Annotated in this window: 27 protein-coding genes and 1 tRNA gene; 18 read left to right on the forward strand and 10 right to left on the reverse strand. The window is 56.8% G+C overall.

Going from position 1 to position 26,034, the window contains the following annotated elements:
- Nucleotides 1-16: 16 nt before the first annotated feature.
- Nucleotides 17-1,771 carry an ABC transporter ATP-binding protein gene (locus H9X81_RS09720; RefSeq protein WP_204721569.1) on the forward strand — a complete coding sequence of 585 codons (1,755 nt, stop codon included), beginning with the start codon at nt 17-19 and terminating at the stop codon, nt 1,769-1,771.
- Nucleotides 1,755-3,668, forward strand: coding sequence for an ABC transporter ATP-binding protein (locus H9X81_RS09725; protein WP_243424129.1), 1,914 nt, complete (start codon nt 1,755-1,757; stop codon nt 3,666-3,668). Before H9X81_RS09720 ends, H9X81_RS09725 begins: the two co-directional genes overlap by 17 nt.
- Nucleotides 3,669-3,764: 96 nt before the next feature.
- Here H9X81_RS09725 and H9X81_RS09730 read toward each other — a convergent pair whose 3' ends face one another.
- Nucleotides 3,765-4,145, reverse strand: a complete 381-nt coding sequence (locus H9X81_RS09730; RefSeq protein ID WP_177503773.1) for a winged helix-turn-helix transcriptional regulator — start codon at nt 4,143-4,145, stop codon at nt 3,765-3,767.
- 249 nt (nt 4,146-4,394) lie between these two features.
- Between H9X81_RS09730 and H9X81_RS09735 the strand changes: the two genes are divergently transcribed.
- The 3 genes from H9X81_RS09735 (at nt 4,395) to H9X81_RS09745 (ending at nt 9,099) form a co-directional block, all read left to right on the forward strand.
- Complete coding sequence (locus H9X81_RS09735; protein ID WP_204721573.1) at nt 4,395-4,781, forward strand: OsmC family protein; 387 nt, start codon at nt 4,395-4,397, stop codon at nt 4,779-4,781.
- Between the two features lie 198 nt (nt 4,782-4,979).
- Entirely contained in the window at nt 4,980-5,441 is a 462-nt protein-coding gene (locus tag H9X81_RS09740; RefSeq protein ID WP_204721575.1) for a hypothetical protein, read from the forward strand.
- A gap of 223 nt (nt 5,442-5,664) precedes the next feature.
- Nucleotides 5,665-9,099: a pyruvate carboxylase gene (locus tag H9X81_RS09745; protein WP_204721577.1), complete on the forward strand. Its 3,435-nt coding sequence runs from the start codon at nt 5,665-5,667 to the stop codon at nt 9,097-9,099.
- Nucleotides 9,100-9,285: 186 nt separating this feature from the next.
- On the opposite strand, the gene H9X81_RS09750 is transcribed toward H9X81_RS09745, so the two are convergent.
- Nucleotides 9,286-9,903 (reverse strand): amidohydrolase family protein, encoded by a 618-nt coding sequence (locus H9X81_RS09750; protein ID WP_345941541.1) that lies wholly within the window; start codon nt 9,901-9,903, stop codon nt 9,286-9,288.
- Here H9X81_RS09750 and H9X81_RS12025 point away from each other — a divergent pair.
- Both H9X81_RS12025 and H9X81_RS09755 read left to right on the forward strand, forming a co-directional pair.
- Nucleotides 9,850-10,104 (forward strand): hypothetical protein, encoded by a 255-nt coding sequence (locus H9X81_RS12025; protein ID WP_345941542.1) that lies wholly within the window; start codon nt 9,850-9,852, stop codon nt 10,102-10,104. The two genes, H9X81_RS09750 and H9X81_RS12025, sit on opposite strands and share 54 nt — an antisense overlap.
- Nucleotides 10,105-10,335: 231 nt before the next feature.
- On the forward strand, nt 10,336-10,947 hold the full coding sequence (locus H9X81_RS09755; RefSeq protein ID WP_177504333.1) for a M23 family metallopeptidase: 612 nt from the start codon (nt 10,336-10,338) through the stop codon (nt 10,945-10,947).
- An 82-nt stretch (nt 10,948-11,029) separates the two neighbouring features.
- Here the strand turns inward: H9X81_RS09755 and H9X81_RS09760 are convergent, their stop codons facing one another.
- Together H9X81_RS09760 and H9X81_RS09765 are read right to left on the reverse strand one after the other, a co-directional pair.
- Nucleotides 11,030-11,641 carry a hypothetical protein gene (locus tag H9X81_RS09760; protein WP_204721581.1) on the reverse strand — a complete coding sequence of 204 codons (612 nt, stop codon included), beginning with the start codon at nt 11,639-11,641 and terminating at the stop codon, nt 11,030-11,032.
- A gap of 110 nt (nt 11,642-11,751) precedes the next feature.
- A tRNA-Arg gene (locus H9X81_RS09765) sits at nt 11,752-11,828 on the reverse strand.
- A 240-nt stretch (nt 11,829-12,068) separates the two neighbouring features.
- Between H9X81_RS09765 and H9X81_RS09770 the strand changes: the two genes are divergently transcribed.
- From H9X81_RS09770 to H9X81_RS09785, 4 genes are all read left to right on the forward strand, one after another.
- Nucleotides 12,069-13,187: a glycosyltransferase family 4 protein gene (locus H9X81_RS09770; protein ID WP_204721583.1), complete on the forward strand. Its 1,119-nt coding sequence runs from the start codon at nt 12,069-12,071 to the stop codon at nt 13,185-13,187.
- Nucleotides 13,072-14,226, forward strand: coding sequence for a lysylphosphatidylglycerol synthase transmembrane domain-containing protein (locus H9X81_RS09775; protein WP_204721585.1), 1,155 nt, complete (start codon nt 13,072-13,074; stop codon nt 14,224-14,226). Before H9X81_RS09770 ends, H9X81_RS09775 begins: the two co-directional genes overlap by 116 nt.
- Nucleotides 14,227-14,854: 628 nt before the next feature.
- Complete coding sequence (gene serS / locus H9X81_RS09780; RefSeq protein WP_177504340.1) at nt 14,855-16,144, forward strand: serine--tRNA ligase; 1,290 nt, start codon at nt 14,855-14,857, stop codon at nt 16,142-16,144.
- 159 nt (nt 16,145-16,303) lie between these two features.
- On the forward strand, nt 16,304-17,053 hold the full coding sequence (locus tag H9X81_RS09785; protein WP_204721587.1) for a hypothetical protein: 750 nt from the start codon (nt 16,304-16,306) through the stop codon (nt 17,051-17,053).
- Nucleotides 17,054-17,382: 329 nt separating this feature from the next.
- Here the strand turns inward: H9X81_RS09785 and H9X81_RS09790 are convergent, their stop codons facing one another.
- Nucleotides 17,383-18,093: an ABC transporter ATP-binding protein gene (locus H9X81_RS09790; protein ID WP_177504344.1), complete on the reverse strand. Its 711-nt coding sequence runs from the start codon at nt 18,091-18,093 to the stop codon at nt 17,383-17,385.
- 251 nt (nt 18,094-18,344) lie between these two features.
- Between H9X81_RS09790 and H9X81_RS09795 the strand changes: the two genes are divergently transcribed.
- The 4 genes from H9X81_RS09795 to H9X81_RS09810 all read left to right on the forward strand — a co-directional run bounded on the left by H9X81_RS09795 (nt 18,345) and on the right by H9X81_RS09810 (nt 20,750).
- Nucleotides 18,345-18,833 (forward strand): tRNA (cytidine(34)-2'-O)-methyltransferase, encoded by a 489-nt coding sequence (locus tag H9X81_RS09795; protein ID WP_177504346.1) that lies wholly within the window; start codon nt 18,345-18,347, stop codon nt 18,831-18,833.
- Nucleotides 18,834-18,876: 43 nt separating this feature from the next.
- A complete protein-coding gene (locus tag H9X81_RS09800) occupies nt 18,877-19,773 on the forward strand; it encodes a DegV family protein (RefSeq protein WP_204721589.1) in 897 nt (298 codons plus the stop codon).
- Nucleotides 19,774-19,798: 25 nt separating this feature from the next.
- Complete coding sequence (locus H9X81_RS09805) at nt 19,799-19,993, forward strand: hypothetical protein (protein ID WP_204721591.1); 195 nt, start codon at nt 19,799-19,801, stop codon at nt 19,991-19,993.
- Between the two features lie 148 nt (nt 19,994-20,141).
- Nucleotides 20,142-20,750 (forward strand): hypothetical protein, encoded by a 609-nt coding sequence (locus tag H9X81_RS09810; protein ID WP_204721593.1) that lies wholly within the window; start codon nt 20,142-20,144, stop codon nt 20,748-20,750.
- A gap of 68 nt (nt 20,751-20,818) precedes the next feature.
- Here H9X81_RS09810 and H9X81_RS09815 read toward each other — a convergent pair whose 3' ends face one another.
- Genes H9X81_RS09815 through H9X81_RS09835 form a run of 5 tightly spaced genes read right to left on the reverse strand, consistent with a single transcriptional unit; the run spans nt 20,819 to nt 23,946 of the window.
- Complete coding sequence (locus tag H9X81_RS09815; protein WP_204721595.1) at nt 20,819-21,547, reverse strand: PHP domain-containing protein; 729 nt, start codon at nt 21,545-21,547, stop codon at nt 20,819-20,821.
- Nucleotides 21,544-21,882 carry a DRTGG domain-containing protein gene (locus tag H9X81_RS09820; RefSeq protein ID WP_345941543.1) on the reverse strand — a complete coding sequence of 113 codons (339 nt, stop codon included), beginning with the start codon at nt 21,880-21,882 and terminating at the stop codon, nt 21,544-21,546. Before H9X81_RS09820 ends, H9X81_RS09815 begins: the two co-directional genes overlap by 4 nt.
- A 14-nt stretch (nt 21,883-21,896) precedes the next feature.
- Nucleotides 21,897-23,147 (reverse strand): [Fe-Fe] hydrogenase large subunit C-terminal domain-containing protein, encoded by a 1,251-nt coding sequence (locus H9X81_RS09825; RefSeq protein WP_204721597.1) that lies wholly within the window; start codon nt 23,145-23,147, stop codon nt 21,897-21,899.
- A 32-nt stretch (nt 23,148-23,179) separates the two neighbouring features.
- The gene (locus H9X81_RS09830) at nt 23,180-23,599 is read right to left on the reverse strand and encodes an ATP-binding protein (RefSeq protein ID WP_177502733.1); all 420 of its coding nucleotides are present in this window, start codon (nt 23,597-23,599) and stop codon (nt 23,180-23,182) included.
- A complete protein-coding gene (locus tag H9X81_RS09835) occupies nt 23,596-23,946 on the reverse strand; it encodes a DRTGG domain-containing protein (RefSeq protein WP_177502734.1) in 351 nt (116 codons plus the stop codon). Before H9X81_RS09835 ends, H9X81_RS09830 begins: the two co-directional genes overlap by 4 nt.
- Nucleotides 23,947-24,357: 411 nt before the next feature.
- Here H9X81_RS09835 and H9X81_RS09840 point away from each other — a divergent pair, with 411 nt between their 5' ends.
- The 3 genes from H9X81_RS09840 (at nt 24,358) to H9X81_RS09850 (ending at nt 26,025) form a co-directional block, all read left to right on the forward strand.
- Nucleotides 24,358-24,852 (forward strand): complex I 24 kDa subunit family protein, encoded by a 495-nt coding sequence (locus tag H9X81_RS09840; protein WP_177502735.1) that lies wholly within the window; start codon nt 24,358-24,360, stop codon nt 24,850-24,852.
- Between the two features lie 34 nt (nt 24,853-24,886).
- Nucleotides 24,887-25,447 carry an ATP-binding protein gene (locus H9X81_RS09845; protein WP_177502736.1) on the forward strand — a complete coding sequence of 187 codons (561 nt, stop codon included), beginning with the start codon at nt 24,887-24,889 and terminating at the stop codon, nt 25,445-25,447.
- A 194-nt stretch (nt 25,448-25,641) separates the two neighbouring features.
- Nucleotides 25,642-26,025 (forward strand): (2Fe-2S) ferredoxin domain-containing protein, encoded by a 384-nt coding sequence (locus H9X81_RS09850; RefSeq protein WP_177502737.1) that lies wholly within the window; start codon nt 25,642-25,644, stop codon nt 26,023-26,025.
- Nucleotides 26,026-26,034: the final 9 nt, after the last annotated feature.

The raw sequence follows: 26,034 nt of genomic DNA on the forward strand, positions 1-26,034 counted from the left end.
GGGGAATGATCCGATTATGACGAACACAGTCAAGCAGCTGAGCAAAAGCGTGCGGGAGTATAAGCGGGATGCCATCCTCACTCCGGTATTTGTAATCGGCGAAGTTGCCATGGATGTTGTAATCCCGATGCTGATCTCTAATCTCATCGATTACGGCATTACACCCGGCAACATGGACTACATTTACACGGTGGGATTCCAGCTGGTAGTTGCCTGTCTGGTGGCACTGGCCCTGGGAGTTCTCTCGGGCCGGCACGCAGCCAAGGCTTCCGCCGGTTTTGCCAAGAACCTGCGCAAGGATATGTACTACAATATACAGGACTTCGCGTTTTCCAACATTGATAAGTTTTCCACACCCAGTATCATCACCCGTATGACCACCGATGTCACCAATGTGCAGATGGCTTTCCAGATGGTGATCCGTGTGGCAGTGCGGTCGCCCATCATGCTGATTTCGGCACTGTTCATGGCCTTCCGCCTGGGCGGCAAGATGGCAATGGTTTATCTCATTGTCATTCCGCTGCTGGGCTTCGGACTCTACTTCATCTCCACTTCGGTTGCCAAGATCTTCAAGCGGGCATTCAAGCGGTATGATGCCCTCAATGCCGTAGTTCAGGAGAATGTAAGCGGTATCCGGGTTGTAAAGAGCTATGTCCGTGAGGACTATGAGATCAAGAAGTTCACCGATATGTCCGAGGGTATGCGGCAGGACTTCACCAAGGCCGAAACCCGTCTGGCCCTCAATATGCCCATGATGCAGCTGTGTATTTACAGCACCATGACAGCCATCTTCTGGTTCGGTTCCCGGTTCATTCTGTCTGGCGGCATGACCACCGGCAACCTGATGAGCCTGGTTACATATACCATGCAGATGCTCAACTCGATGATGATGCTCTCGATGGTATTCACCATGATCGTAATGTCCCGTGCTTCCATGGAGCGTATCGCGGAACTGCTCCGTGAAACCCCCGACATCCAGAGCGCCCCGGACGGCGTCAGCGAAGTCAAGGACGGCAGCATCGAGTTTAAGAATGTGTCCTTCAGCTATAAGGGCGAGGGTACCAATCCCAGCCTGATGGATGTGAACCTCTCCATCCGCAGCGGCGAGACCATCGGTATCATCGGTTCCACCGGTTCTGCCAAGAGTACCCTGGTACAGCTGATCCCGCGGCTCTATGACGCCACCGAAGGCGAAGTGCTGGTAGGCGGCGTCAATGTCAAGAACTATGATCTGGAAGCACTGCGCAACTCGGTTGCCATGGTACTGCAGAAGAATGTACTGTTCTCCGGTACCATCAAATCGAACCTGCGCTGGGGCGATGAGAATGCCACCGATGAAGAGATGATCACCGCCTGCAAGCATGCTCAGGCCGATGACTTTATCCAGAGCTTCCCGGACAAGTATGATTCCCGTATTGAACAGGGCGGTACCAATGTATCGGGCGGACAGAAGCAGCGTCTGTGTATTGCCCGCGCACTGCTCAAGAAGCCCAAGATCCTGATCCTGGACGACTCCACCAGCGCGGTGGATACCAAGACAGATGCCATGATCCGGGATGCCCTTGCCAATGACCTGGCAGACACCACCAAGATCATTGTAGCCCAGCGTGTAACCTCCATTCAGGATGCGGACCGCATCATTGTAATGGACGAGGGCCGCATCAATGGTATCGGCACCCATGAGGAACTGCTCCGGACCAATGAGATCTACCGCGAAGTATACACATCACAGCAGAAGGGAGGAGACGAAGAGAATGCCCAGAATGAATAGTACCGCGCTGCGGGACGAAAACAAGGTCGGCATCAAGCATGTGAACAAGAATGCCCTGAGCCGTCTGCTGAAGATTATCTTCTCGGATCACCGGGGCGCTCTGATTGTGGTAATGGTCTGCATTCTGATCACAGTATTCACCAATGTAGCCAACTCTATGTTCCTGTCCACCCTGATTGATGACTATATCACCCCCATGCTGGCAAGCGGCAGCCGGGACTTCTCCGGTCTGGACCGTGCCATTGCCACTATGATCGGCATCTATGCCGCCGGTATTCTGGCTTCCTTTACCTATCAGCGGCTGATGGCCTATGTGACCCAGGGCACCATGAAGAAGATCCGTGACCAGATGTTCTCCCACATGCAGACCCTGCCCATCCGGTATTTTGATACCCACAGCCATGGCGGCATCATGAGCCATTACACCAACGATACCGATACCCTGCGTCAGATGATCTCCATGAGCATCCCGCAGATCTTCTCGGCTACCGTAACCATTATCTCGGTATTCTGCGCCATGCTCTATACCAGCATTCCGCTGACCATCTTTGTACTGTTCACCCTGGCAATCATGGTGTTCACCTCCGGTCAGATCGGCAGGCGCAGCGGCAAGTACTTTATCCGTCAGCAGAATGAGATCGGTGAAGTGAACGGCTATATCGAGGAAATGATCGAAGGTCAGCGTGTAGTACAGGTATTCTGCCATGAGGAGCAGGCCAAGGCTGACTTCGATAAGAAGAATGATTCCCTCTGCGAGGCCATGACCAAGGCCAATACCTATGCCAATATCCTGATGCCCGCTGTTATGAGCCTGGGCAACCTGCAGTATGCCCTGATCGCTCTGCTGGGCGGCGCGCTGGCGATCAACGGCATCGGCGGCACCACACTGGGTACCGTAGCTACCTTCATGACCCTGAGCAAGAGCTTCAATATGCCCATTTCCCAGGTATCCCAGCAGCTCAACTCCATTGTTATGGCGCTGGCTGGCGCGGAGCGTATCTTCGACCTCATGGACGAGGAGCCTGAAACCGATGAGGGCAATGTCACCCTGGTCAACGCCAAGTTCGACAAGGACGATCAGCTCATCGAAAGCGAAGAGGAAACCGGTATCTGGGCCTGGAAGGTTCCCCACAAGGAGGACGATGGCTTCGATTATGTACAGCTCAAGGGTGAGGTACGGTTCTACGATGTAGACTTCGGCTACACCCCGGACAAGATTGTCCTGCATGACATCAGCCTCTATGCGGAACCCGGCCAGAAGATCGCCTTTGTAGGCGCTACCGGTGCCGGTAAGACCACCATTACCAACCTCATCAACCGGTTCTATGATATTGCCGATGGCAAGATCCGGTATGACGGCATCAATATCAACAAGATCAAGAAGGGTGACCTGCGCCGCAGTCTGGGCATTGTGCTCCAGGATGTAAGCCTGTTCACCGGCACCATCCGGGAGAATATCCGGTATGGCAAGCTCACTGCCACCGACGAGGAAGTCTATGCGGCAGCACAGCTGGCTGGTGCGGACAGCTTTATCCATCTGCTGCCGGACGGCTATGATACCGTCCTCACCGGCGGCGGCACCAGTCTTTCCCAGGGCCAGCGGCAGCTGCTGTCCATTGCCCGCGCGGCAGTGGCAGACCCGCCGGTTATGATCCTGGACGAGGCAACTTCTTCCATCGATACCCGTACCGAAGCCATTGTACAGCAGGGTATGGACAGCCTGATGTATGGACGTACTGTCTTTGTCATCGCCCACCGGCTCTCCACCATCCGCAACAGCGATGTCATCATGGTACTGGATCATGGACACATCATCGAACGCGGCAACCACGAAAAGCTGCTCGCCGAGAAGGGCACCTATTATCAGCTCTATACCGGTGCGTTCGAACTGGAATAAGCAAGCATTCCCCAAACTTTTACCTCTTTATGAAAACATCTCCGGAGAGAATTTCTCTCCGGAGATGTTTTTCTATGCGGATGGTTCAGCGTTGATTCAGTTTTTGAGGAAGTCGCACTTCTGGCACTGACGGAGCAGCCCGGCCTGATCGTCCTTGGTATAGGCGCCCGACCACCGGCAGATGCTCTGGAGAATGGGAACAACTGTCTTTCCCTTTTCCGAGAGGCAGTATTCCACCCGGGGCGGGATCTCGTTATAGGAATGGCGTTCCACCAGCTCATCGGCAATGAGTTCCTTGAGGGCGGCAGCCAGTACGGCATCGGTGATATTGAGCATTTCTCCCCGCAGGGCACTGTACCGCAGGGTGCCCTTTTCATTGAGGACACAGATAATTCTCGACTTCCATTTGCCGCCGAATACACTGAGCCCATATTCCAGCGGACAGCGGATTTCCTTTTCAGTTTTGGGCTGACGCATGATTGATACCTCCCATGGGAACAGGATTTTCTGTTAGATAGAATAGCAGATTGGCTATGGAAATACAAGCGGATATGAAATAAATAAGCTGCTCAGGAAAAGAATATCCAAATACTATGAAAATTATAAGATACTTATAGTTTTCATGATATATTGCGGGAGAGTGGAAATACTGATACAATGGGAATATCGCCGGAGCAAGGGCTCCGGGAATCCAAAAAACTGACTGATCAGGAGGAAACCCCCTTTATGATTACCGTAACTGGTACACGCGAAAACTACATTGCCGAAATGACTGCCGACCGAGGCACCCTGAACGCCACCCACTGCGATATTCCGGTGGAGCAGGGCGGCGACAACGCCTATATGCGTCCCGGCGAGACCCTGCTCTCCGCCCTGGGCGCCTGCATGAACATCACCGCCCGGAAGTATCTGAACCGGGACGGCCTGGACTATGACAGCGTCACCGTCAAGGCCGAGATGGCACGGGAAAACGGCGTCACCAAGATCCGCACCAAGCTGGAGATCCACGGCGCCCTGAGCCAGGCCGATAAGGATCGGATCATCGCGGAAGTGGCCTCCTGCCCGGTATGCGAGATCCTGTCCGGCCCCATCGAACTGGGCAAGCTGGACTGATTTTTCCTCCGGCACCTCCCACAGCTTTGCAGCAGAAGAGCCCTGACCAGGGCTCTTTTTGTTTTGCCGGAAAACGGAGCGGAGAATGGGGAAGTCTGCTCATGGACAGGGCAGGAATCCGCCTGCTATAATAAAATAAAAGGAGCTGCCCCGGTGACAGCATACAATCGCCCGCATCATATAAGGAGGGAATACAGTATGAGCGCTTCTTCCCGTGATCTGTCCATACCGGACGGCCTGATCCTGTTTCTGCCGGCAGTGCCGGGTATGCTGTTTCTCTATATTGCGGAGGTGATCCCCAAGGTCTGCGCCGGACTGGGGCTGGAGCTGGGGCTTTCGGGCTATGCCCTGCTGGAGGCTGTCTTTATCGGGTGCGCCCTTTCCCCGGCGGCGGGGCTGCCGCTTTACTGCTGGTACTTTTTCCGGAGGGGACTGGGGAGCAATCCGGTCTATCCGGCGCTATTCTATCTGGCCCAGAGTTTTGCTTCCATTCTGGGCATGACGCTGCTGGTGCGCAGTCTCTTGTTCCCAGATGCCCCGGCAGAGGAGCTGTCCGGCTTCCTGCTGCCGCTGCTCATTGCCCTGGGGCTGCTCCTCCCGCTGATGACCGGCATATCCGCCGGGATCTGCCGCCTGGCGCGCCGCCGCATGGGACGATAGCCTGTCCGGGGCCTGCCTGAGCGGGTCCCGGATTTTATGGTTTTGCAGTTTCTTCTCTCTATATTCTTCAAAAATGCGGCTGTTTTTGGACAGCTTTCAGTCAAAACCAAAATATTCTGCAAAAACGCTTTATTTATATTGCAGAATATGATATGATAAGCCCAACACACCTCACGCCGTCGGGCGAAGCGGCGTGGATTTTTTATGCAAGGGGACTGATACTATGGAGAAAAAGATCCGCAAGGTACTGGTGGCAAACCGCGGTGAGATCGCGATCCGCATCTTCCGTGCCTGTTTTGACGCCAGTGTGCGCACAGTAGCCATCTATTCCAAGGAGGACAAGCTCTCGCTCTTCCGCACCAAGGCGGACGAAGCCTATCTCATCGGCGAGAACCGCAGCCCTCTCGGCGCCTATCTGGGCATTGAGGAGATCATCGCACTGGCAAAGCGCAAGAATGTGGATGCCATCCACCCCGGCTATGGCTTCCTGTCCGAGAATGCCGACTTCGCCCGGGCCTGTGAGGAAGCAGGCATCATCTTCATCGGGCCGCCCAGTCAGATTCTCGATCAGATGGGCGATAAGCTCCACGCCAAGGAAGTGGCACGCCGGTGCGGCGTACCGGTCATTCCCGGCAGTGAAAAGCCGGTGTCCGGTGTGGAGGAGGCCGTGCGCATTGCGGAGGAGGCCGGTTATCCGGTGATCCTCAAGGCGGCAGCCGGCGGCGGCGGACGAGGCATGCGCCGGGCCGACAATGCCGGGGAGATCGCCCGGAACTTTGAGCTGGTACGGAACGAGGCCCGCAAGTCCTTCGGCAATGATGACATCTTTGTGGAAAAGTTCCTGGAGGAGCCCAAGCACATCGAAGTGCAGATCCTCGCTGACCAGTACGGCAATGTGGTGCATCTCTTTGAGCGTGACTGTTCGGTGCAGCGCCGGTACCAGAAGGTGGTGGAGTTCACCCCGGCCTTCGGTATTTCCCCGGAAAAGCGCCAGCAGCTCTATGATGACGCAGTCAAGATCGCCAGGGAAGTGGGCTATGTCAACGCCGGTACCGTGGAGTTCCTGGTGGACAAGCACGGCAACCACTACTTCATCGAAATGAATCCCCGCATCCAGGTGGAACACACCGTCACCGAGATGGTCACCGGCATCGACCTGGTACGGGCCCAGATCGACATCGCCCAGGGCCTGCCGCTCTCCCACCCCTACATCGGCATCGAGAGCCAGGATTCCATCAAGCTGAGTGGCTATGCCATCCAGTGCCGTGTCACCACCGAAGACCCCACCAACAACTTTGCCCCGGATACCGGCAAGCTCACCACCTACCGTTCCGGCGGCGGCTTCGGCATCCGTCTGGACGCAGGCAACGCCTTCACCGGTGCGGAGATCACCCCGTACTATGACTCGCTGCTGGTAAAGATCACCGCCTTTGACCGTACCTTTGAGGGAGCGGTGCGCAAGGCCAAGCGTGGTATGGGCGAGATCCGCATCCGCGGCGTCAAGACCAATATGTCCTTCCTCAACAATATCCTCTCCCACCCGACCTTTGTAGCGGGCAAGTGCCATACCAAGTTCATTGAGGAGACCCCGTCCCTCTTTGATGTCAAGGAGAGCAAGGACCGTGCCACCAAGGTGCTGCGGTATATCGGCAATACCATTGTCAGCCAGGAGGAGGGCTTCCAGAAGCCGATCCTGGACAATCCCCGGCTGCCTGATCCGGCTTCCCTGCCCGAGATCACAGCGCCCAACCTGCGGGAACTGCTCCGGGAGGGCGGCGCAAAGGCACTGACCAGCTGGGTCAAGGACCAGAAGAAGCTGCTCATCACCGATACCACCTTCCGGGACGCTCATCAGTCGCTGCTGGCTACCCGGGTGCGTACCCGGGATCTCACCGCCATTGCCGAGCCCACTGCCCATATCCTGCAGGACGCCTTCTCGCTGGAGGTCTGGGGCGGTGCCACCTTTGACACCTGCTACCGCTTCCTGCATGAATCCCCCTGGGAGCGTCTGGACCAGCTGCGTCAGGCCATTCCCAATATTCCGTTTCAGATGCTGGTGCGGGGCATCAACGGTGTGGGCTACCATGCCTATCCCGACAATGTCATCCGGGAGTTTATCCGGGAGGCTGCCCGCAGCGGCATTGACATCTTCCGCATCTTCGACTCCTTCAATAACCCCGAATCCATGCGCCTTGCCATCGAAACCGTCAAGGAGATGGGCAAGGTGGCAGAGGTTTCCTTCTGCTATACCGACAATATCCTGGCTCCCAAGTATGAGAAGTACTCGTTGGACTACTATCTGAAGCTGGCAAAACAGCTGGAAGCCATGGGTGCGGATATTCTCTGCATCAAGGATATGGGCGGTCTGCTGCGTCCGCTGGCTGCCAAAAAGCTGGTGACTGAACTCCGGCAGGTGACCGATCTGCCCATCCATCTGCACACCCACGACACCAGCGGCAACCAGATCGCTGCCCTGATGATGGCAGCCGATGCCGGTGTGGACATTGTGGATACTGCCATCAGCAGCATGAGCTCCCTCACCAGCCAGCCCTCGATGAACAGCCTGGTAACAGCCCTGGAGGGCAGCGACCGGGAGACCGGCTTCGATCCCCGGCAGCTGCAGAAGCTCTCGGACTACTGGGAGGATACCCGGAAGTACTATTCCGGCTTTGAAGGGGACATCAAGGTGCCCGAAACCGAGATCTACCGGTACGAGATCCCCGGCGGTCAGTATACCAACCTCAAGCCCCAGGTGGAATCCCTGGGACTGGGACACCAGTTTGAGGAGGTCAAGGAGAAGTACAGCGAGGTCAATGACCTGCTGGGCGGTGTCATCAAGGTGACTCCTTCCTCCAAGATGGTGGGTGACTTTGCCATCTTCATGGTACAGAACAAGCTGGACCGGAACAATATCCTCGAGCGGGGCAAGGAACTCACCTTCCCCCGGTCGGTGGTGGACTACTTCAAGGGTATGATGGGTCAGAGCACCTTCCCGCTGCCCCAGGAGCTTTCCGAGGTGGTGCTCAAGGGCGAAAAGCCGCTGGACACCCTGCCCAGCAAGCTGCTGCCCCCGGCAGACTTTGATGCCATTGTGGAAAAGCTGCGGAAGATCAATCCCGCGGCGGGACTGCGCCAGGCCATTGCCTACTGCCTGTATCCCCAGGTGGTGGAGGACTTCCTGGCTGGCTATGAGACCTATGGCGACATCAGCCAGATGCCTTCGGACATCTTCTTCTACGGCATGGACCGGGGCGAGAGCATGGAGATGAGCATCGAAGAGGGCAAGACCCTGATGATCAAGTACATCGGCCCGGGCGAACGCAATGACGATGGTACTCTGGAGCTGCAGTTCGAGCTCAACGGCAGCCGCCGCAATGTGCTGATCCGGGACCCCCATGCCGAAGTGGAAGCGGAGCAGATCCGTCTGGCCTCGGCGGAGGACAGGAGCGAGATCGGCGCCACCATCATGGGTGCGGTATCCCGCATTGCGGTCAAGCCCGGCGACAAGGTGAAGAAGGGTGATGTGGTTGCCATTGTGGAGGCCATGAAGATGGAGACCGGCATCTCTGCCGCCATCGACGGCGTGGTGGAGGCAGTCTATGCCCAGCCCGGCGACATTGTCCAGGCCGGACAGCTGCTGGTACGCCTGAAGATCTGAACAGCCCGCTGAATTACAGCATAAAAAAGACCCTGCCGGAGCAGTCCGGCGGGGTCTTTTTCTGTGGGACAGGGGAGAACGGGCCAAAAAACAGGCTCTGCCTGTGCCTGGAGCAGAGCCTGTTTTTTCAAAGGACCCGGTGTCCTGAAGGGGGAAAGACGGGAACCGGGACAGAGGAAAGCGGATTTACAGAAGCGGGAAATGGACGGGCTGACCCTCCCGCTTGTAGATGACGCCGCCCTTCATGACCAGATCGGGACGGGTCATCACGGTGATGTCCTCCAGCGGATCACCGTCAAAGGCCACCAGGTCGGCAAACTTGCCGGCCTCCAGAGAACCGATGTCCTCCTTCATGCGCAGCAGTTCCGCCGCGTTGATGGTGGCACTGCACAGCGCCTGCATGGGAGTGAGGCCGTATTCCACCAGATAGCCGAATTCCCGGGCCTGTTCGCCGTGTTCATTGCCGGTGCTGCCGGCATCGGTGCCGAATGCAAACTTGACCCCCTCATGCAGGGCAGCGGCAACCACTTCCTTGTGACGGGCCGCGGCGATCCGGGACTTGCGCAGGACATACTCGGGGAAGGGCAGGTGGGGATTGTCCAGCACACTGCGGGAGACGATGATGGTGGGCACCAGGAAGGTACCCTTCTGGGCCATCAGACGGATGCTCTCATCATCGGCCATGGTGCCATGTTCAATGGAGGTGATGCCGGCCCGTACCGCCGCCGCAATGGAGGAGGCGCCATGGGCATGGGCTGCCGAGGGCAGACCTTCCATCTCAGCCACTTCGATGGCGGCACGCATCTCCGCCTCAGTGAACTGACCCGGGACGGGGTGCTGCGGGATCTGGACCCGCTGATCCTGGACGCCGTAGTGCTGGGCACAGCCAACCAGCTGCTCTGCCTGCACTTCGCGGGGCATCTGGCACTGGACGATGCCGCCATCCGGGCAGCACTGGACGCCTGCTGGCACGCCATCGCCGCCGCTCCCCGGTTGACAGAATAAAAAATCCCCGCTACACTGAAAGTAAGGGATATAAAAAGACGGACAGGCTCTGGCCTGTCCGTCTTTTGCTGTTTTTAGGGCATGATGCGGATTTCCGCCCCAAAACAGATGGGGCCGGGCGGGAAAACAGCAGTCCCTTCGGCCCGTTCCAGGCACAGAACCTGGGGCAGACGCATATACTGGGATCAGGGCGGCTCTGCCCGTCCGGGAGTTTTTGAAAGGAGTATGGATATGCAGCAAAAACTGATTTTGCCCCTCAATCGCACACTGGTCACAGCCTCCATGGGCAACGCGGCCTATCGTGCCAAGTTCGGCTTTCCCCACTACGGCACCGATATGGTGTCGGCGGTGGGGGATACCACCATCTATGCCAGCGGCACCGGGACTCTCATAGCCGCCGGCTGGGATAAGTATGCCGGCAATGTTGTGGTGATCCGCTATCCCGGGGCGGTGTACCGTCCGGACGGCACGGCGGCGGATGTGATCTTCCGGTACTTCCATCTGGCGGAGATCGGGAAGATCCCCGCCGGGGAAAATGCCATCACCAAGGATACCATTCTGGGACGCTATGGCGGTTCTGGCATGGGCAGCAAGAGTTACTGGAGCCCGCATCTCCATGTGGAAGCGGACACCGATGTCCGGTATCCCCGCTACTCTCCCACCTTCACCCCCAGCGGGGAGATCCTGTTCGGGCGGGCTGCCGGCGCCACTGCCGCAACCCTGCGGGACTGTCTGGACTATCTCTACCGCAAAACCTCCGCACCCGACCGTCAGACCTACCAGACGGCAGGTGCGCCCTATGTGGATCAGAAGGACTTTGCCATTCCGGTGCTGCCTGAGTAAGCAGACTGTCCCGGACAGAGAAAATCCCCTGCCGTACTTCTCCGGCAGGGGATTTTTTATGGGAAACAGCCCGTATTTTACGCTATGGCAGGGTTACAAGGCTCTGGTAACGGGGCGCATCGCCGTCGGTCAGCACGGTCAGCTCCTTGGTCTGGCGGGGCAGGCCGGCATCGCTCTCCAGCGTGAAGGTCAGGGTCAGCACGCCGTCCTCCTCCTGAGCGGTGAGCAGGTCGATCTCATACCGGCGCAGGTCGCCGGCAGCACCGGCGGTACGGTAGCCCGTTTCCTCCGGACGGTAGGTGAGGTTATCCTCCCGCAGCCACTCGGAACTGAGCCCGAATGCCTCCTCCACCGCGGCTTCCAGTTCGCCTTCGGGGAAGAACAGGCCGTCCTCATTGGCAGAGAGCAGCGGCGGCACCAGAAACTCCCCGCCGCCCCCCTGGGTGAGAATCCAGCGCCGCAGATACCATTGGGTCAGATAGACCTTGTCGATCTCCTCGGGGGATTGCCAGTCCTCTCCCTCGAGCAGGAAATCCAGCCGCCGGATCAGCCCCAGATAGAGGGCAGAATCCTCCTCCGCCTGGACCGACCGGGCCAGGGCAGCCGGTGAGGGTTCCGGGGCAGGATCTTCGCTGCGGCAGCCGGCAAACACCAGCACGCAGAGCAGCAGCAGGGTAATCAGACGATAGCACATAGGCGCCTCCCAAAACAATCGGTTTTGGGAATAGTATGCCCATTGCAGCGGCGCTCATGCGCGGGGATAAAAAGAAAACGCTGTACTTCATACGAAATACAGCGTTTATCTGGTGCGCCAAGAGGGACTCGAACCCCCGACCTACTGGTTCGTAGCCAGTCACTCTATCCAGCTGAGCTATTGGCGCACATGCTTGATTCAGCTATATGATAATACCATATCCACAACCGGAAGTCAAGACCTTTTTGTCAAAAAAAATTCCGGAAATCCGGATGAGAGTGAAATATGTCGGAACTGTGTCGCCTGCATGGCAGGAATGTATATTTTTGCTCAGGCTATTGTATTCCGGAAAATTTTCCCGTATAATAAAACTGTATTATTCAAGTTGGTACAGTTGAGAACGAGCATTGGAAAGGAAAAATTTCCTATGATTACTATCAATATGCTGTCCCGGGCGGACAGTGTCAAAGGACAGGGTGTCCTGTCAGCCTATCAGGAACAGGTCAAGCTGGTCAAGGAAGAACTGGCGGACGAGTTCCTCTGCTATGAGAATAAGAATGCCTTCTGCGACATCATGCATTACCATACCATCAATCCGGAGTTCTATGCCATGCGGCAGCTCTCCCGGGGCCGGAGCGTTTCGGTGGGCTATGTGCATTTCCTGCCCGAAACCCTGGATAAAAGCCTCAAGCTGCCCGATCATATCCGGGACGTATTTTACCGGTATGTGATCCGGTTCTATAAGAGCATGGATTATCTGGTTACGGTCAATCCTTATTTCATCGGGGAGCTGGAGAAGTATGGCATTCCCCGGGAAAAAGTGACCTATATTCCGAACTTTGTATCAGCGGAGCAGTTCTATCCGCTGCCGGCAGAGGAAAAAGCAGCCCTGCGGGAAAAGTATGGCATTCCCGAGGGGAAGTTCATTGTATTCTGTGCCGGACAGCTCCAGCGCCGCAAGGGATTCTTTGACTATATCGAACTGGCCCGCCGGATGCCCGATGTACTGTTCCTGTGGGCAGGCAGTTTTGCCTTCGGCCTGATCTCCGACGGACATGATGAGATCAAGGCCATCCTGGAAAATCCGCCGGAAAACTTCCGGCTGCTGGGTCTGGTGGAACGGGAGCGCATGAATGAGCTGTATAATCTCACTGATCTCATGCTGCTGCCCTCCTTTGAGGAGCTGTTCCCCATGACCATTCTCGAGGCCATGAATTCCCATACACCGATCCTGCTGCGGGATCTGGACATCTATCACGATATTCTGTTTGATTTCTACCTGCGCGCAGATGGGGTGGACGGCTTTGAACAGGAGATCCGCCGGCTGCAGCAGGACGCTGCCTATTATCAGGAAGCAGAGGCCCGGTCAGCCAAGGGTCATGCATTTTACAGTAAGGAAAATGTTGCCAGAATGTGGAGGGCATTTTATCATGGAGTGGTATCAAAACGCCCGGCAGGAGGAAGCCGTGGAAAAAATCCTGCCCGTCTCGCCGGATCTGCCGTCCGGCGGGCAGGAGAAAAACTTGCCCCCGGCCGGAAAAAGTAACCGCTGGGGAATACTCATCATTGTCCTGGTGGCAGTGGGCAGTATTGCGGGAGCGTTCCTGGCTGATGGCCCGGAGAAGATCTTTGCCTCCCTCACCGGCGCTGACAAGCGCTGGCTGGCGGCAGGAGCCGGCTGCATGCTCATCTACTGGGCACTGGAGAGCGGCTGTCTGCATCTGGCGGCCCGGAAGGCCTGGCCCGGACAGCGGCTGCGCACTTCGGTGGTGACCTCCATGATCGGGCAGTTCTTCAACTGCGTCACCCCCTTTGCCAGCGGCGGACAGCCCATCCAGGCCTATTATATGACCCGGGGCGGCATGCCGGTGGGCAAGGCCACTTCGGTGCTGCTTGCCAAGTTCATCGTCTACCAGACTGTGCTGGCACTCTATTCCGCAGGGGTGCTGATCTTTGAGTACCGCAACTTCGTTGAGAACATCGAAGGCTTCTCCAAGCTGGCGCTTATCGGCTTCATTGTCAACGCCGCAGTGGTGGTCGTGCTGTTCTGTGTGGGCTTCTTCCCGAAGATCACCGGCGGTTTCTTCCAGAGCTGTCTGCTGATCCTGGCAAAGCTGCGCATTGTCCGGGACCCCAAGAGCACCGGCGCCGGCATCGACCGGGAGATCAATTCCTTCCATCAGGGCTTTACCGAGCTGCGCCGGGAGCGGAGCGTCATGGCTGCCATGGCAGTGATGACCACCTTCCAGCTCACCGCCTTCTTCCTGGTGCCCTACTGTGTACTGATGGCCCTGGGTGTCCAGGGACTGCAGGTGGGCGATGTGGTGGCATCGGCAGCCTTTATCCTGATGATCTCCTCCTTTGTACCCCTTCCGGGGGCGTCGGGCGGAGCCGAGGGCAGCTTCTATGTGTTCTTCCAGATGTTCTTCAAGGCATCGGGCAGTGTGAGCGTTGCGATCCTGCTCTGGCGGATGTTCACCTTCTATCTGCCCATTGTGGTGGGGGTTTATTTTGCCCGGCATCTGTCCGGACTGAATCCCCATTCCCATAGCGGGAAGGATTCTCCCGATCATCCTGCAGGATGAAACCCGGTTTTCACGCATTTTTAACAGCGTCCGGTGGAATGCGACAAATCTTTCCACCAGGGCGCTGTTTTTGACTTTCCCGGAAATCTATCTGAAACAAAGTGGGTTGTTTTGGGAAAAATCAGGGTAGTTTTCCACTCTTTCCACAGAGTTATCCACTGAAATTTGTGGACAATCCTGTGGAATATGTGGAAAACCAAACTATCTGACTCTGACAGCAGAATGATATTTTTCCTGCAAATTATCCCCTGACCCTTGACTTTGCCCGCGGAAACGATTATAGTAGAGGTATTGAAACAGCCGATATGGGTCGTTTCAGTCAATAGCAGAGGTAAGCAGTGATGGGAACTGCGGCTGCGGTGCTTTGAGAGAGAGCCGGTGGTTGGTGCAAACCGGTGAAAGCGCGGGCCTTTCCATTCCCGGAGCTTTCGGTGATGAGCCGAAGGGTGCGCCCTTTACAGCGGAACTTTGAGTGGTCCGGTGGGAATTTCCATCGGGCAATTTGGGTGGCAACGCGGGTATCCTTCCGTCCCATGTGAATTTTTCGATGGGTTCGGGAGGTTTTTTATTTCTCCTGATCCCGGAAAAGCGAGCATTTTGAAAAAATAATCCAAGGAGGAACACAGAAATGCTGGATATCAAGTTCGTCAGAGCAAATCCTGACGCAGTCAAGGAGAACATCAAGAAGAAGTTCCAGGACGAGAAGCTCGTTCTGGTGGATGAGGTGCTGGAATTCGACCAGCAGTACCGTGAGGCAAAGACCAAGGCAGACAGCCTGCGCGGTGAACGCAACGCGCTCTCCAAGCAGATCGGCGGCCTGATGGCCCAGGGCAAGAAGGACGAGGCTGAGGAAGTAAAGGCCCGTGCCGCTGCCATGGGTGAGGAGATGGAAAAGCTGGAAGCTCTGGAAACCGAGCTGGAAGCCAAGATCAAGGAGAGAATGATGGTCATTCCTCAGATGATCGATCCCTCTGTGCCGATCGGTAAGGACGACAGCGAAAATGTGGAACTGGAAAAGTTCGGCGAGCCGCTGGTTCCCGACTATGAGATCCCCTATCATGTAGATATTATGGAGAGCCTGGACGGCATTGATCTGGACAGCGCCCGCCGTACCAGCGGCAACGGCTTCTATTACCTCAAGGGTGATGTAGCCCGTCTGCATTCCGCAATCCTGTCCTATGGCCGTGACTTCATGATCGACCGTGGCTTCACCTACTATATCCCGCCTTATATGATCCGCGGCAATGTTGTAACCGGTGTTATGAGCTTTGCTGAAATGGACAACATGATGTACAAGATCGAGGGTGAGGATCTCTACCTCATCGGTACTTCGGAGCATTCGATGATCGGTAAGTTCATCGGTCAGATCCTGGAGAAGGACGAACTGCCCCAGACCCTGACCAGCTATTCTCCCTGCTTCCGTAAGGAGGTAGGCGCTCACGGTATTGAGGAGCGCGGCGTATACCGCATCCATCAGTTCGAGAAGCAGGAAATGATCGTTGTCTGCGAGCCGGAAGACAGCCCGATGTGGTTCAACAAGCTCTGGCAGAACACCGTAGACTTCTTCCGTTCCATGGAGATTCCGGTCCGCACCCTGGAGTGCTGCTCCGGCGACCTGGCTGACCTGAAGGTCAAGAGCCTGGACGTTGAGGCCTGGAGCCCCCGTCAGAAGAAGTACTTTGAGGTAGGCAGCTGCTCCAACCTGGGTGATGCTCAGGCCCGCCGTCTGGGTATCCGCATCCACGGCAAGGATGGCAACTACTTCGCCCATACTCTGAACAACACCTGCGTAGCTCCGCCGAGAATGCTCATCGCCTTCCTGGAGAACCATCTGCAGGCGGACGGCACCATCTATATCCCCGAAGTGCTGCGTCCCTACATGGGCGGCAAGGATAAGCTGGTTCCCAAGAAGAAGTAAGTTTCTTCCCGCATCTGAAAAAGCCCCGCTCCGGCGGGGCTTTTTTGCGTGCCGGAACAGGGCGGGGATTTTCGGTGAATCTGCGCCTTGATGCCGCCGCCGGGAAGGGCTACAATAAAATCAGAGGTATAGCCATGGAATGGACAAGGAGGGATACGCATGAAGAAACTGCTTGCGGGACTGCTGGCTGCCGTGCTGCTGACGGCGCCGGCATTCGGAGATGATACGGTCTGGGACAGCCTGGAGGACCGGTACTATGAGGACATTTCCCAGACGGAAACCGACATTACCCTGCGCTTTCTGGAGGAGGGCGACCAGCTGGACTGGAGCCGTGCGGTGCGCCGGTACCATATGGAGGATTCCCTGCTCACCCGGTCGGGTGTGGACGCCTTCCTGACTGCTGTCCGCTCGGGAGAGCTTTTGAGCAGCCGCATCTCCTATGACGAACGGCTGATGGTCTTTGTGGAGCAGGCGGACGGCACCGGCGGCACAGCGGTGGTCAATCCCGGAAAGGGGGAGCTGGTGGGCTACCTGCCCGGAGATGAGGGCGAAATGTTTGTGATGGAGCTCACCGGCGGGGTCAAGGCAGCGCTGGAGGATTCGGGCATCGACCTGACCCGGGCCGAGTGCTATAACCTCTGCACAGACGGGCTCGGCTGGGGGATTCTCTATTCCGATGGGAAAACCGAGCTGTACCAGCCCTTGAGTGAGGCCCCGGCTTTCCTGGAGGAGGGTACAGCCTACACTCTGGAGAAGCTGGCGGACCTGGTGGAGGAACACGCCGGAGAACTGATCCGGTATGAGGGGCTCAACGCCGATCTCGACCCGGAAAAGCCCAATGTTGTCACCGGCGCCCAGCCCGAGCTGTCTCCCCGGCCTGAAAAGGAGAATGCGGACACCGGCCGGTAGCGGGCTGCCCCGCACCGAACACAGGCCATAAAAACAGAAAAGCCCCGCTCTATGCGGGGCTTTTGTTGCGTGTGGGGTCAGGTGCGCCTGATGTACTTCCACAGGGCGATGCAGCCAAGGACGATCAGCGCCAGTACGCCGATGAGAAGCGCCAGGTTGAACATCTGCCACAGACCAGCCAGATGCAGCATTGACATTCCTCCTTCCGGGTGCCTCCATTCAGAACTCTTTTCTTTATCATAGCACAGTGAAAAACTGCCTGTCAAACCAGAAAGCCCCGTCTGTTCCCGGGAGAACAGGACGGGGCTTTTTTCCGCGCCGGGGCGCTTTTATACATCGTGCTTCTGCAGTTCGCTTGCCAGGGTATCGGATACCACCTTGCCATCGATGATCCGGATGGCCCGGGTGGCCTGACGGGCAATGTCATTGTCATGGGTGATGAGGACGATGGTGCGTCCCTCCTCATTGAGCTCATGCAGGATCTTCATGACCTCTTCACCGCTGCGGGTATCCAGGTTGCCGGTGGGTTCGTCAGCCATGATGATGGGCGGACGGGCAGCAATGGCCCGGGCAATGGCGACACGCTGCTGCTGACCGCCCGACAGCTCACTGGGGCGGTGGTTCATACGGTGTTCCATTCCCACACGGGTCAGGGCTTCCTCTGCCAGCTGACGGCGCTGTTCGGCGGGCATGCCACGGTAGACCAGCGGCAGTTCCACATTTTCCTGGGCGGTGAGGCTGGGAATCAGATTAAAGCCCTGGAAAATAAAACCGATCTGTTTATTGCGGATATCCGAGAGTTCATCATCGGTCATACCTGCCACATTGACGCCATCCAGATAATAATCCCCGGAAGTGGGGGTATCCAGACAGCCCAGCATATTCATGAAAGTGGACTTACCGGAGCCGGAATGTCCGACGATTGCCACAAATTCGCCATGGTCAATGGTGACACTGATGCCATCCAGTGCCCGGACTTCATTTTCACCGGGATTATAGATCTTGTAGACATTTTTTACTTCGATCAGATGATTGGACATAGCTTCATCTCCGTTTCTCTACTCCTTTATAGTATCGCCGGAACCGGAAAAATACAAGCAAACATTTTATTAACAATTTTTAGTTACAGAAAAGGCAGGAGGAGAATGCGAACAGTTTGTAAATATTGTGAATTCATTTTTTTAACACTTGACTGAAACTGAAAGTTATATGATAATGAAACATGTAACAACTGTAACACACGCTGCATTGGCAGCATAGTACAGCGCTGACAGAAGGAAGCGAACTTGGAATGCCAAAACTCAATATTGTGCTGGTAGAACCCCGGATTCATGCCAATGCCGGCAATATCGCCCGGACCTGCGCGGTGACAGGGGCACGGCTGCATCTGGTAGGGCCCTATGGTTTTTCGCTGGATGACAAGCATCTCAAGCGGGCGGGACTGGATTACTGGCACCTGCTGGACATCAGTTATTATGACAGCCTCCCGGATTTCTTTGAAAAGAATCCGGATGGGGCCTTTTACTATTTCACCACCAAAGCACACAAGGTCTATACCGACATTGCCTATCCCGATAACAGTTATCTCTTTTTCGGGCGGGAAGATGCCGGTCTGCCGGAGGATCTGCTTCGGTCGGATTATGAACACTGTGTGCGTCTGCCTATGATCCGGGAAGCCCGGAGCCTGAATCTGTCCAATACTGTGGCAGTGGCAGTCTATGAAGTGCTGCGGCAGTGGGATTTCCCTCAGCTGGAGAACTTCGGCAGACTGCCGGATTGACCCCCTGAAAAACACCAGAAAGAAAGCAAGGAAGAAAAAGCGTATGGAGAAGATTTTGCTGCTGACCGATTCCGCCAGCGACCTGACCCCGGAGGACGAAGCCCGGACTGGAATCCGGGTACTCAATCTGCCGGTGAGTGTCGAGGGAAAGGAATACACCGACCGGGTGGATCTCACCCCGGATGAGATGTACCAGATCCTGAATACCTGCAAGGAACTGCCCACCACTGCCCATCTGAATATGGTGGACTTTGCCGAGGCATTCCAGAAAGCAGCAGAGGAAGGCTATACCGATATCATCTACATGGGCCTCAATTCCCATGGTTCGGCTACCTATCAGTCGGCGCTGCTGGGCAAAAAGCTGTTCTATGAGCATCTGCCCCAGTATGCGGATGTGAAGATCCATCTGCTGGATTCCCTGAGCTATTCCTATGGCTATGGTTATCCGCTGGTGCTGGCGGCAGCCCGCCGGGATCAGGGTGCCGCCGCGGCGGAACTGGTGGACTTTATCCAGGACTTCCTGCGCCGCCGGGAGCTCTATTTTGCCATGTATACCCTGCAGTTTGCCAAGCGGTCGGGCCGGATCGGCGCGGCGGCAAGCTTTGTAGGGGAGATGCTCGAGCTCAAGCCGGTGATGACCTTTGAGGGCGGCGACAATATCACCGCTGCCAAGGTGCGGGGCGAAAAGAATGTAGTACCCAGGCTGTTTGAATACTATAAGGAAAACCATGACCCCGGCTGTCCGAACTATGTGCTGCTCCAGGGCGAGGACCCGCAGCCCGCACAGGAGCTGCAGGCGCTCATTGAAGCCTATAACGGACAGAAGCCGGATATGCTGGGCAAGATGGGTGTCTGTGTGGCGATCAATGCCGGCCCCCGGATCGTAGGCATCTCCTTCCGTGGGAAGGACGCCTGCCATGCCGTAGGCGAGGAGCAGTGAGCACCCTTTGCAGGGAGGAACCGCTATGCGGAAGGAATTTGAGATACACGGCTGCATTGAAGTACCTCCGGAGATGACCGAGGAGGAGTTCTGGAACCGTTTTATCCGGTTTGTGGAGGAGAACGGCTGGAGCTTCGGCGGCGGGATCTCCGAGATCCGGGACGGCTGGTATATCCTGCCGGACGGGAGCCGGGGCAGTCATGTCCCGGACGGGGAATAGAAACACAAGGCCGGTGCCCTTCGGGACACCGGCTTTTCTGCTGCCCGGATTTCCGGGTAGAATTTTGGGGAAAACACCGATGGACACTCCCCGCCCCGACCGGGTACAATAGGGGAAAAAGAGAGTCCCGCCCCAAGGAGGAAAAGCCATGCTGAGAAAGATTCCCGTCCGTTCCATCCTATTCCTGTCCCTGATCCGGATCGGGCTGCTTCTGCTGCTGCTTGCCTGGTGGGGCCCGTTCTACCGGTTCCTGCTGCCGGCAGCGGTGCTGGGTCAGGCGGACTGGGGAACCGGCGCCTGGCTGGCTGCGGAACTGCTGCTGATCCTGTTCGTCATGAACCGCTTCTTTGAGGGGGTGGTCTGCCGGGAGCCGGGCGGTTCCCAGACGCTCTTCCAACGGGCCAAAATCTGGCTGTATGCGACGATTTTGTGTACCATCGGTTCCCTGGGTCAGATTGTCGACTCATTCAGAGAGCTGGGGGTGGAGCACCTCCCGGCAGAGGTACGGCTGCGGTTTATCCTGGCGGCTGGTCTGCCGCTGGTGCTGTTCTGGACCGGGGTGATCTGGGTTGGCTGGCGCTGGGGCGAACGGCTCCGGGCAGCGGAGGAGACCGCCGATGCGGACGAGCAGCGCAGCCTTGCTGACCGGCGCATGCGGTTTGCCCTCTCCGGAGTGGGACGGTATGCCCTGCTGACGGTGGTCTGGCTCCTGCTCTTTGCGGCGGCGTGGTGGGTGCGCACCCGGTTCTTCTCATAAAACCCCATACAAAATAAAAAAGCCGGGGGCGGACTGCCTTCGGCTTTTCTTGCGCAGGTCTGCGGGGATCAGAGCGGCTGCTTGCCCAGAGAGGCCAGGATCAGCCGGCTGATGGCATCGTCCCCGGGCTCGAACTCATGCCCGGCTTCGGTGATGTCCCAGAGATAGTGGGCGTCGGAGGATACCACGGTGCGGCGGTGTTCCCGGGCGGCTTCCACATCGGGGAAGAGACCGTCCTCATAGCGGGGAGAAACCTCCACCGTGTCAAACTCCTCCTCGCACTCGGGCGGAATGGAGCCCAGGATCGCCAGGACGCTGTTGGCGATCTTGTCGATGTGTGCCGGATAGCAGACGCCGCCGTATTCCCGCACCAGAGCCGGAGCTTCGGTGAGGGGGATCATGGTGGCGTTGAGCAGCAGGGTCTCCTCTTCACCCACCGGACGGTCCAGCTCATCCAGACGGATCTGGTGTCCATAGATCCTCGGCTTGTTCTTGACCGGAGGCAGAGCCTCTGCCACCCGCCGGGAAAAGGCTTCGGCCTTATCACAGTCAGGGAAGAGGCAGATCAGATGAATATCTTCAGCAGTGGAAAGTTCCATGCCGGGAATAAAGCCCAGACCGGCCTGTCGGGCTGCCATGGCAGTGGCTCGGCAGTTCATGGCGGTGTTGTGATCGGTGAGGGCGATACAGGTCAGTCCCTTGAGCTTGGCCATGTTGACGATGTTGTTGGGGGTCATATCGTCATCGCCGCAGGGGGACAGACAGGAGTGCAGATGCAGGTCGCAGTAGAGTTTCATAACAGAGCATCAATCCTTTTCGCAGTTTCAAATATCGGTTCATCGCAGCGGTATACCGCAACCCCCTCGTCAGCGGCTTTCCGGATACATTCTTCGGGTATGGCAGCATTTTCCGCCAGTACAATGCAGGCGGCATCTGCCAGTGTGGCAACTGCCACTGTATTCATATTGCCCATGACCGTGACCCAGGCACAGTCCGCCGGAGCCCGTGCCATAGCCAGACTGAGCAGATCACAGCAGTAGATCTTCCGGATCTCCCGGTCCTCGTCCGGACCGCCCAGCCGGATAAAACCCGGCAGCTGGTCCAGTTGTGATACCGTCATCTTGGTTGACACCTTCTTTACTGTATTCAGGGTTTTGCGGTATGGCGTTCCCGCTGTATGTAAATGCAGTCTTCCACCGCTGCCCGTCCCAGAGCGATATCGGTGGCAAGTGCCCGGCAGGAAGGCGCTCCGCAGGCGCCGCAGTCCATACCATAGAGATCTTGTTCAATTTCATCCACCCGGGCCAGCAGTTCCATGGCAGTGGTCAGATCCCTGGCAAGGCTCAGTACCTCACAGAACTTGATGGGGTGGTCAAAGAGCATCAGCCGTTCATCGGTCACTTCCGGCGGCTGTGCTTCCGGGGACAGATGTCCCTGGATCTTCTGCAGCCGGGTGCGGGCCAGGAAGGGATTTTCCACCGTGAGGATTCCGCCTACACAGCCGCCCGCGCAGGCACTGAGCTCCACAAAATCCACATCGGTGATCTTTTCGTCCTCCAGGTCTTCCAGCACCCGGATAATATTTTCGATGCCATCCGCCGCCAGGACGGTAATGCCTGAGAGTCCCGCGGCTTCTCCGCCGGAGAGTCCCCAGCCCACACCCAGACTGCCGCTGAGCGGACCGGCTTCGGGCAGGTCGTCCCGTTTCATGGCTGCCAGCAGCGCCGGATAGATATCCTTGATGGACACCACAATGTCCACTTCACTTTTATCAAACCCAAGGGGGTCCCGGCTGGCGGTGGATTTTGCCGGACAGGGGGAGAGGAACACTGTTCCCACTTCCTCAGGCCGACAGCCGGTTTTCCGGCAGAAATCCTGTTTGGCAAGCCGTGCCGCCACTTCCACCGGCGGCAGAATGGGCAGGATATTTCCGGTGAGATTGGGGAACCGGGTACGGATCAGCCGCACCACCACCGGACAGGCACAGCTGATCACCGGCAGGGGCAGTTTTTTCTCATCCAGGTACTGCTGGGTCAGCCGGGTGACTGCCTCAGCACCCCGTGCCACCTCATAGACCGCGTCAAATCCCAGTCCGTACAGCCCCCGGATCACCGGGGCGGGGTCGGTGAGATGATGGAACTGTCCATAGAGGGACGGCGCCGGCAGGGCAATGGTATACCGGAACCGGTTGGCATCTGCCAGATGGTCCACCACAGCGGATTTGGCATGATGCGGACAGATATAGATGCACTGGCCGCAGTCAATGCACAGTTCCCGCAGGATATGCGCTTTGCCGTCCTGGACCCGGATGGCAGCGGTGGGACAGCGCTTGACACAGTTGGTACAGCCCACACAGAGCCCGCTGTCCAGTTTTACCGAGTGAAAAAAGGATTCCATCTTTCTTCTGTCCCTCCTTCCGGACCGATGGGTCAGAGCAGAACGGTCATACGGACTGTGGTGCCTACGCCCACAGTGGATTCGATCTGCATGGTATCGGTGTATTTTTTCATATTGGGAAGTCCCATGCCGGCTCCGAAGCCCAGGCTCCGGGCTTCTTCCGAGGCAGTGGAATATCCCTCCTGCATGGCTTTTTCAATATCGGGGATTCCCTTGCCATGGTCCTCCAGGACCATATCCACCCGGTCGGGGCTGACGGTGACCGTCACTTCCCCGCCGCCGCCATGGATTACCATATTGATCTCCCCTTCATACAGGGCAATGGAAACCCGGCGGATGGCTTCAGGGCTTACTCCCAGCCGTTTGAGCCGGTTCTTGACGGTACTGGAGGCCTCTCCTGCCCGGGAGTAGTCGTCCCCCGGCACCTGGAACCGGTAACAGAGCCCGCTCACAGGCCGCTGCCGTCCAGTCCGGCGGCATACAGCTTGCCGCAGGCCGAGAACATCCGCTCTTCGGTACTGATCAGCACAATGTTGTACTCACTTGCCAGCTGGATCATGGCGTCATCCGGACGCTTGCCCCGTACAAAGGCAATGCACAGGAAATCCATCATTTCAGCGGTACGGATCACCTGGGGATTCACCAGACCGGTGAGCAGCAGGGACTGATCCTTCACATAGGCCAGTACATCGCTCATCAGATCACTGCCGCAGGCGTTCTGCACTTCCCGTTCGCAGAGTTTTTCATCGCCCCAGATCACTTCAGCGGAGAGAATCTGGATTACTTCGGAAATTTTCATCATGTATCCTCCTTTGGATGGATGGGTGGCTTCCGGTCTGCCGGCAGCATCATGGGTTTCACAGCCGGTCAGACGCGATATTGATATTATTATATCAGTCAAAATCTGCTTTATCAACTATGGGGTTCACCATTTGCAATGAAAAAATAGTGACTGTGCATAAAAGAATCTTTGCAATTTTAGCAACCTGACAACTGCAAAACAAAAAAATTAGTAAAAATCCATAGGAAAATCCCGGGGGATTTCTCTGGCAAACGAAAAGGCTGATAATTTTTTGACAAAACCGCTATGGACTTTTCCTTGTGGATTTTGCTATAATTTATGGTGATTTAAGGGGTAAGATAGTTGTTTTATACTAAAAGAGTCTACTTGAATCGCATTTTATCACAGACCAAGGAGGTTTGATTTCAGATGGCCAACAGAAAGTCAGCGATCCCGTTCTCGTCCACACCGGAACAGGATCAGAAGCTGGAGGAAGTACTCCAGGAACTCCGGGGGACTCAGGGCGCGGTCATGCCGGCGCTTCAGAAGGCACAGGAGATTTATGGGTATCTTCCCATTGAGGTGCAGCAGCGGGTTGCCGCGGGACTGAATGTTCCGCTGGAGGAGATATATGGTGTATCCACCTTCTATTCCCAGTTCACCCTCAATCCCAAGGGACAGTATAAAGTATCGGTCTGCCTGGGCACTGCCTGCTATGTAAAGGGCTCGGGCGACATTTACAATGCCCTCAAGGAAAAACTGGGCATTGACGGCGGTGAATGCACAGCAGACGGCAAGTTCTCGCTGGATGCCTGCCGGTGCATCGGCGCCTGCGGACTGGCACCGGTCATCACCATCAACGATGAGGTGTATGGACGGCTGATCGTAGACGATCTGGACGAGATCCTGGCCCGGTACAAGTAACACCGGACCGGACACTCCGGAACAGGAGGGGAAGATGGAAGAACTCTCGCTGCACATTCTGGATATTGTGGAGAATTCGGTATCTGCCGGCGCAACACTGGTGGAGATCCGCATTGAGTACCGATTCGGGGAGAAACCGTGGCTGACCATTACAGTCCGGGACAATGGACGGGGTATGAGCCCGGAAGTTGCCGGACGGGTAAGCGACCCGTTTTATACCACCCGGACCACCCGCAAGGTGGGACTGGGGACAGCCCTGTTCCGTCAGACAGCGGAACTGGCAGGGGGGAGCTTCCGGGTGTGGTCCGAGCCGGGCAAGGGCACAGAAGTCACTGCCGAGCTCAATCCGCTGCATCTGGACGCGGTGCCCATGGGGGATCTGGGCGGCACTTATGGAGTGCTGGTCCAGACCAGTCCCGGGGTGGAACTGGTACTGCACGCTGTCTGTGACGGACGGGAGTTCACCGCTGATACCCGGCAGTTCCGGGAAATTCTTGGCGATGTGCCTCTGGATACGCCGGAGGTGATCGCGTTTCTCACAGAGTTCGTACGGGAGAACTTTGCGGAGATCCTGCGGGGAAGCCCGCTTGCATGAAACAGATTAGAATGGCCACCGCTGGCTGGCGGCAACGGACCGCATCAGGGACGCCCGTGCAGGCCGGCGGCATCTGAAAGTGAACCGGAAATTCACAGACAGGAATCCTGTTTTATAAAGTATGATAAACGGCTCCGGCCCGAACAGCCGGAACCGGTACCCGGAGAAACAGCATCGAAAGGGGTAACAAGAGCATGAAAAGTTTGGCAGAGCTTCAGGCGCTGCGGGACCAGATGAAGGATCAGATGGGCATCCGCCATGACGCCAAGGACAACATTCGGGTGGTAGTGGGCATGGCTACCTGCGGTATTGCGGCAGGTGCCCGTCCGGTACTGCAGCGCCTCACCGAAGAAGTTGCCAAGAGAGGCCTTAAAAATGTCACCGTAGCCCAGACCGGCTGCATCGGCATCTGTCAGTATGAGCCGGTGGTGGAAGTCTTTGAAAACGGCAAGGAAAAGGTGACCTATGTGAAGATGACCGAGGATAAGATCGCTCAGGTTGTGGCAGAGCATCTGGTCAACGGCAATCCCATTGTGGAATACACCATCGGCGCGGCGCAGGCCGAAGCCAAGGACTGATTGGAGGGA

Origin of the sequence: Hydrogenoanaerobacterium saccharovorans, assembly GCF_016901815.1 — a bacterium.
GTDB lineage: Bacteria > Bacillota > Clostridia > Oscillospirales > Ruminococcaceae > Avimicrobium > Avimicrobium caecorum.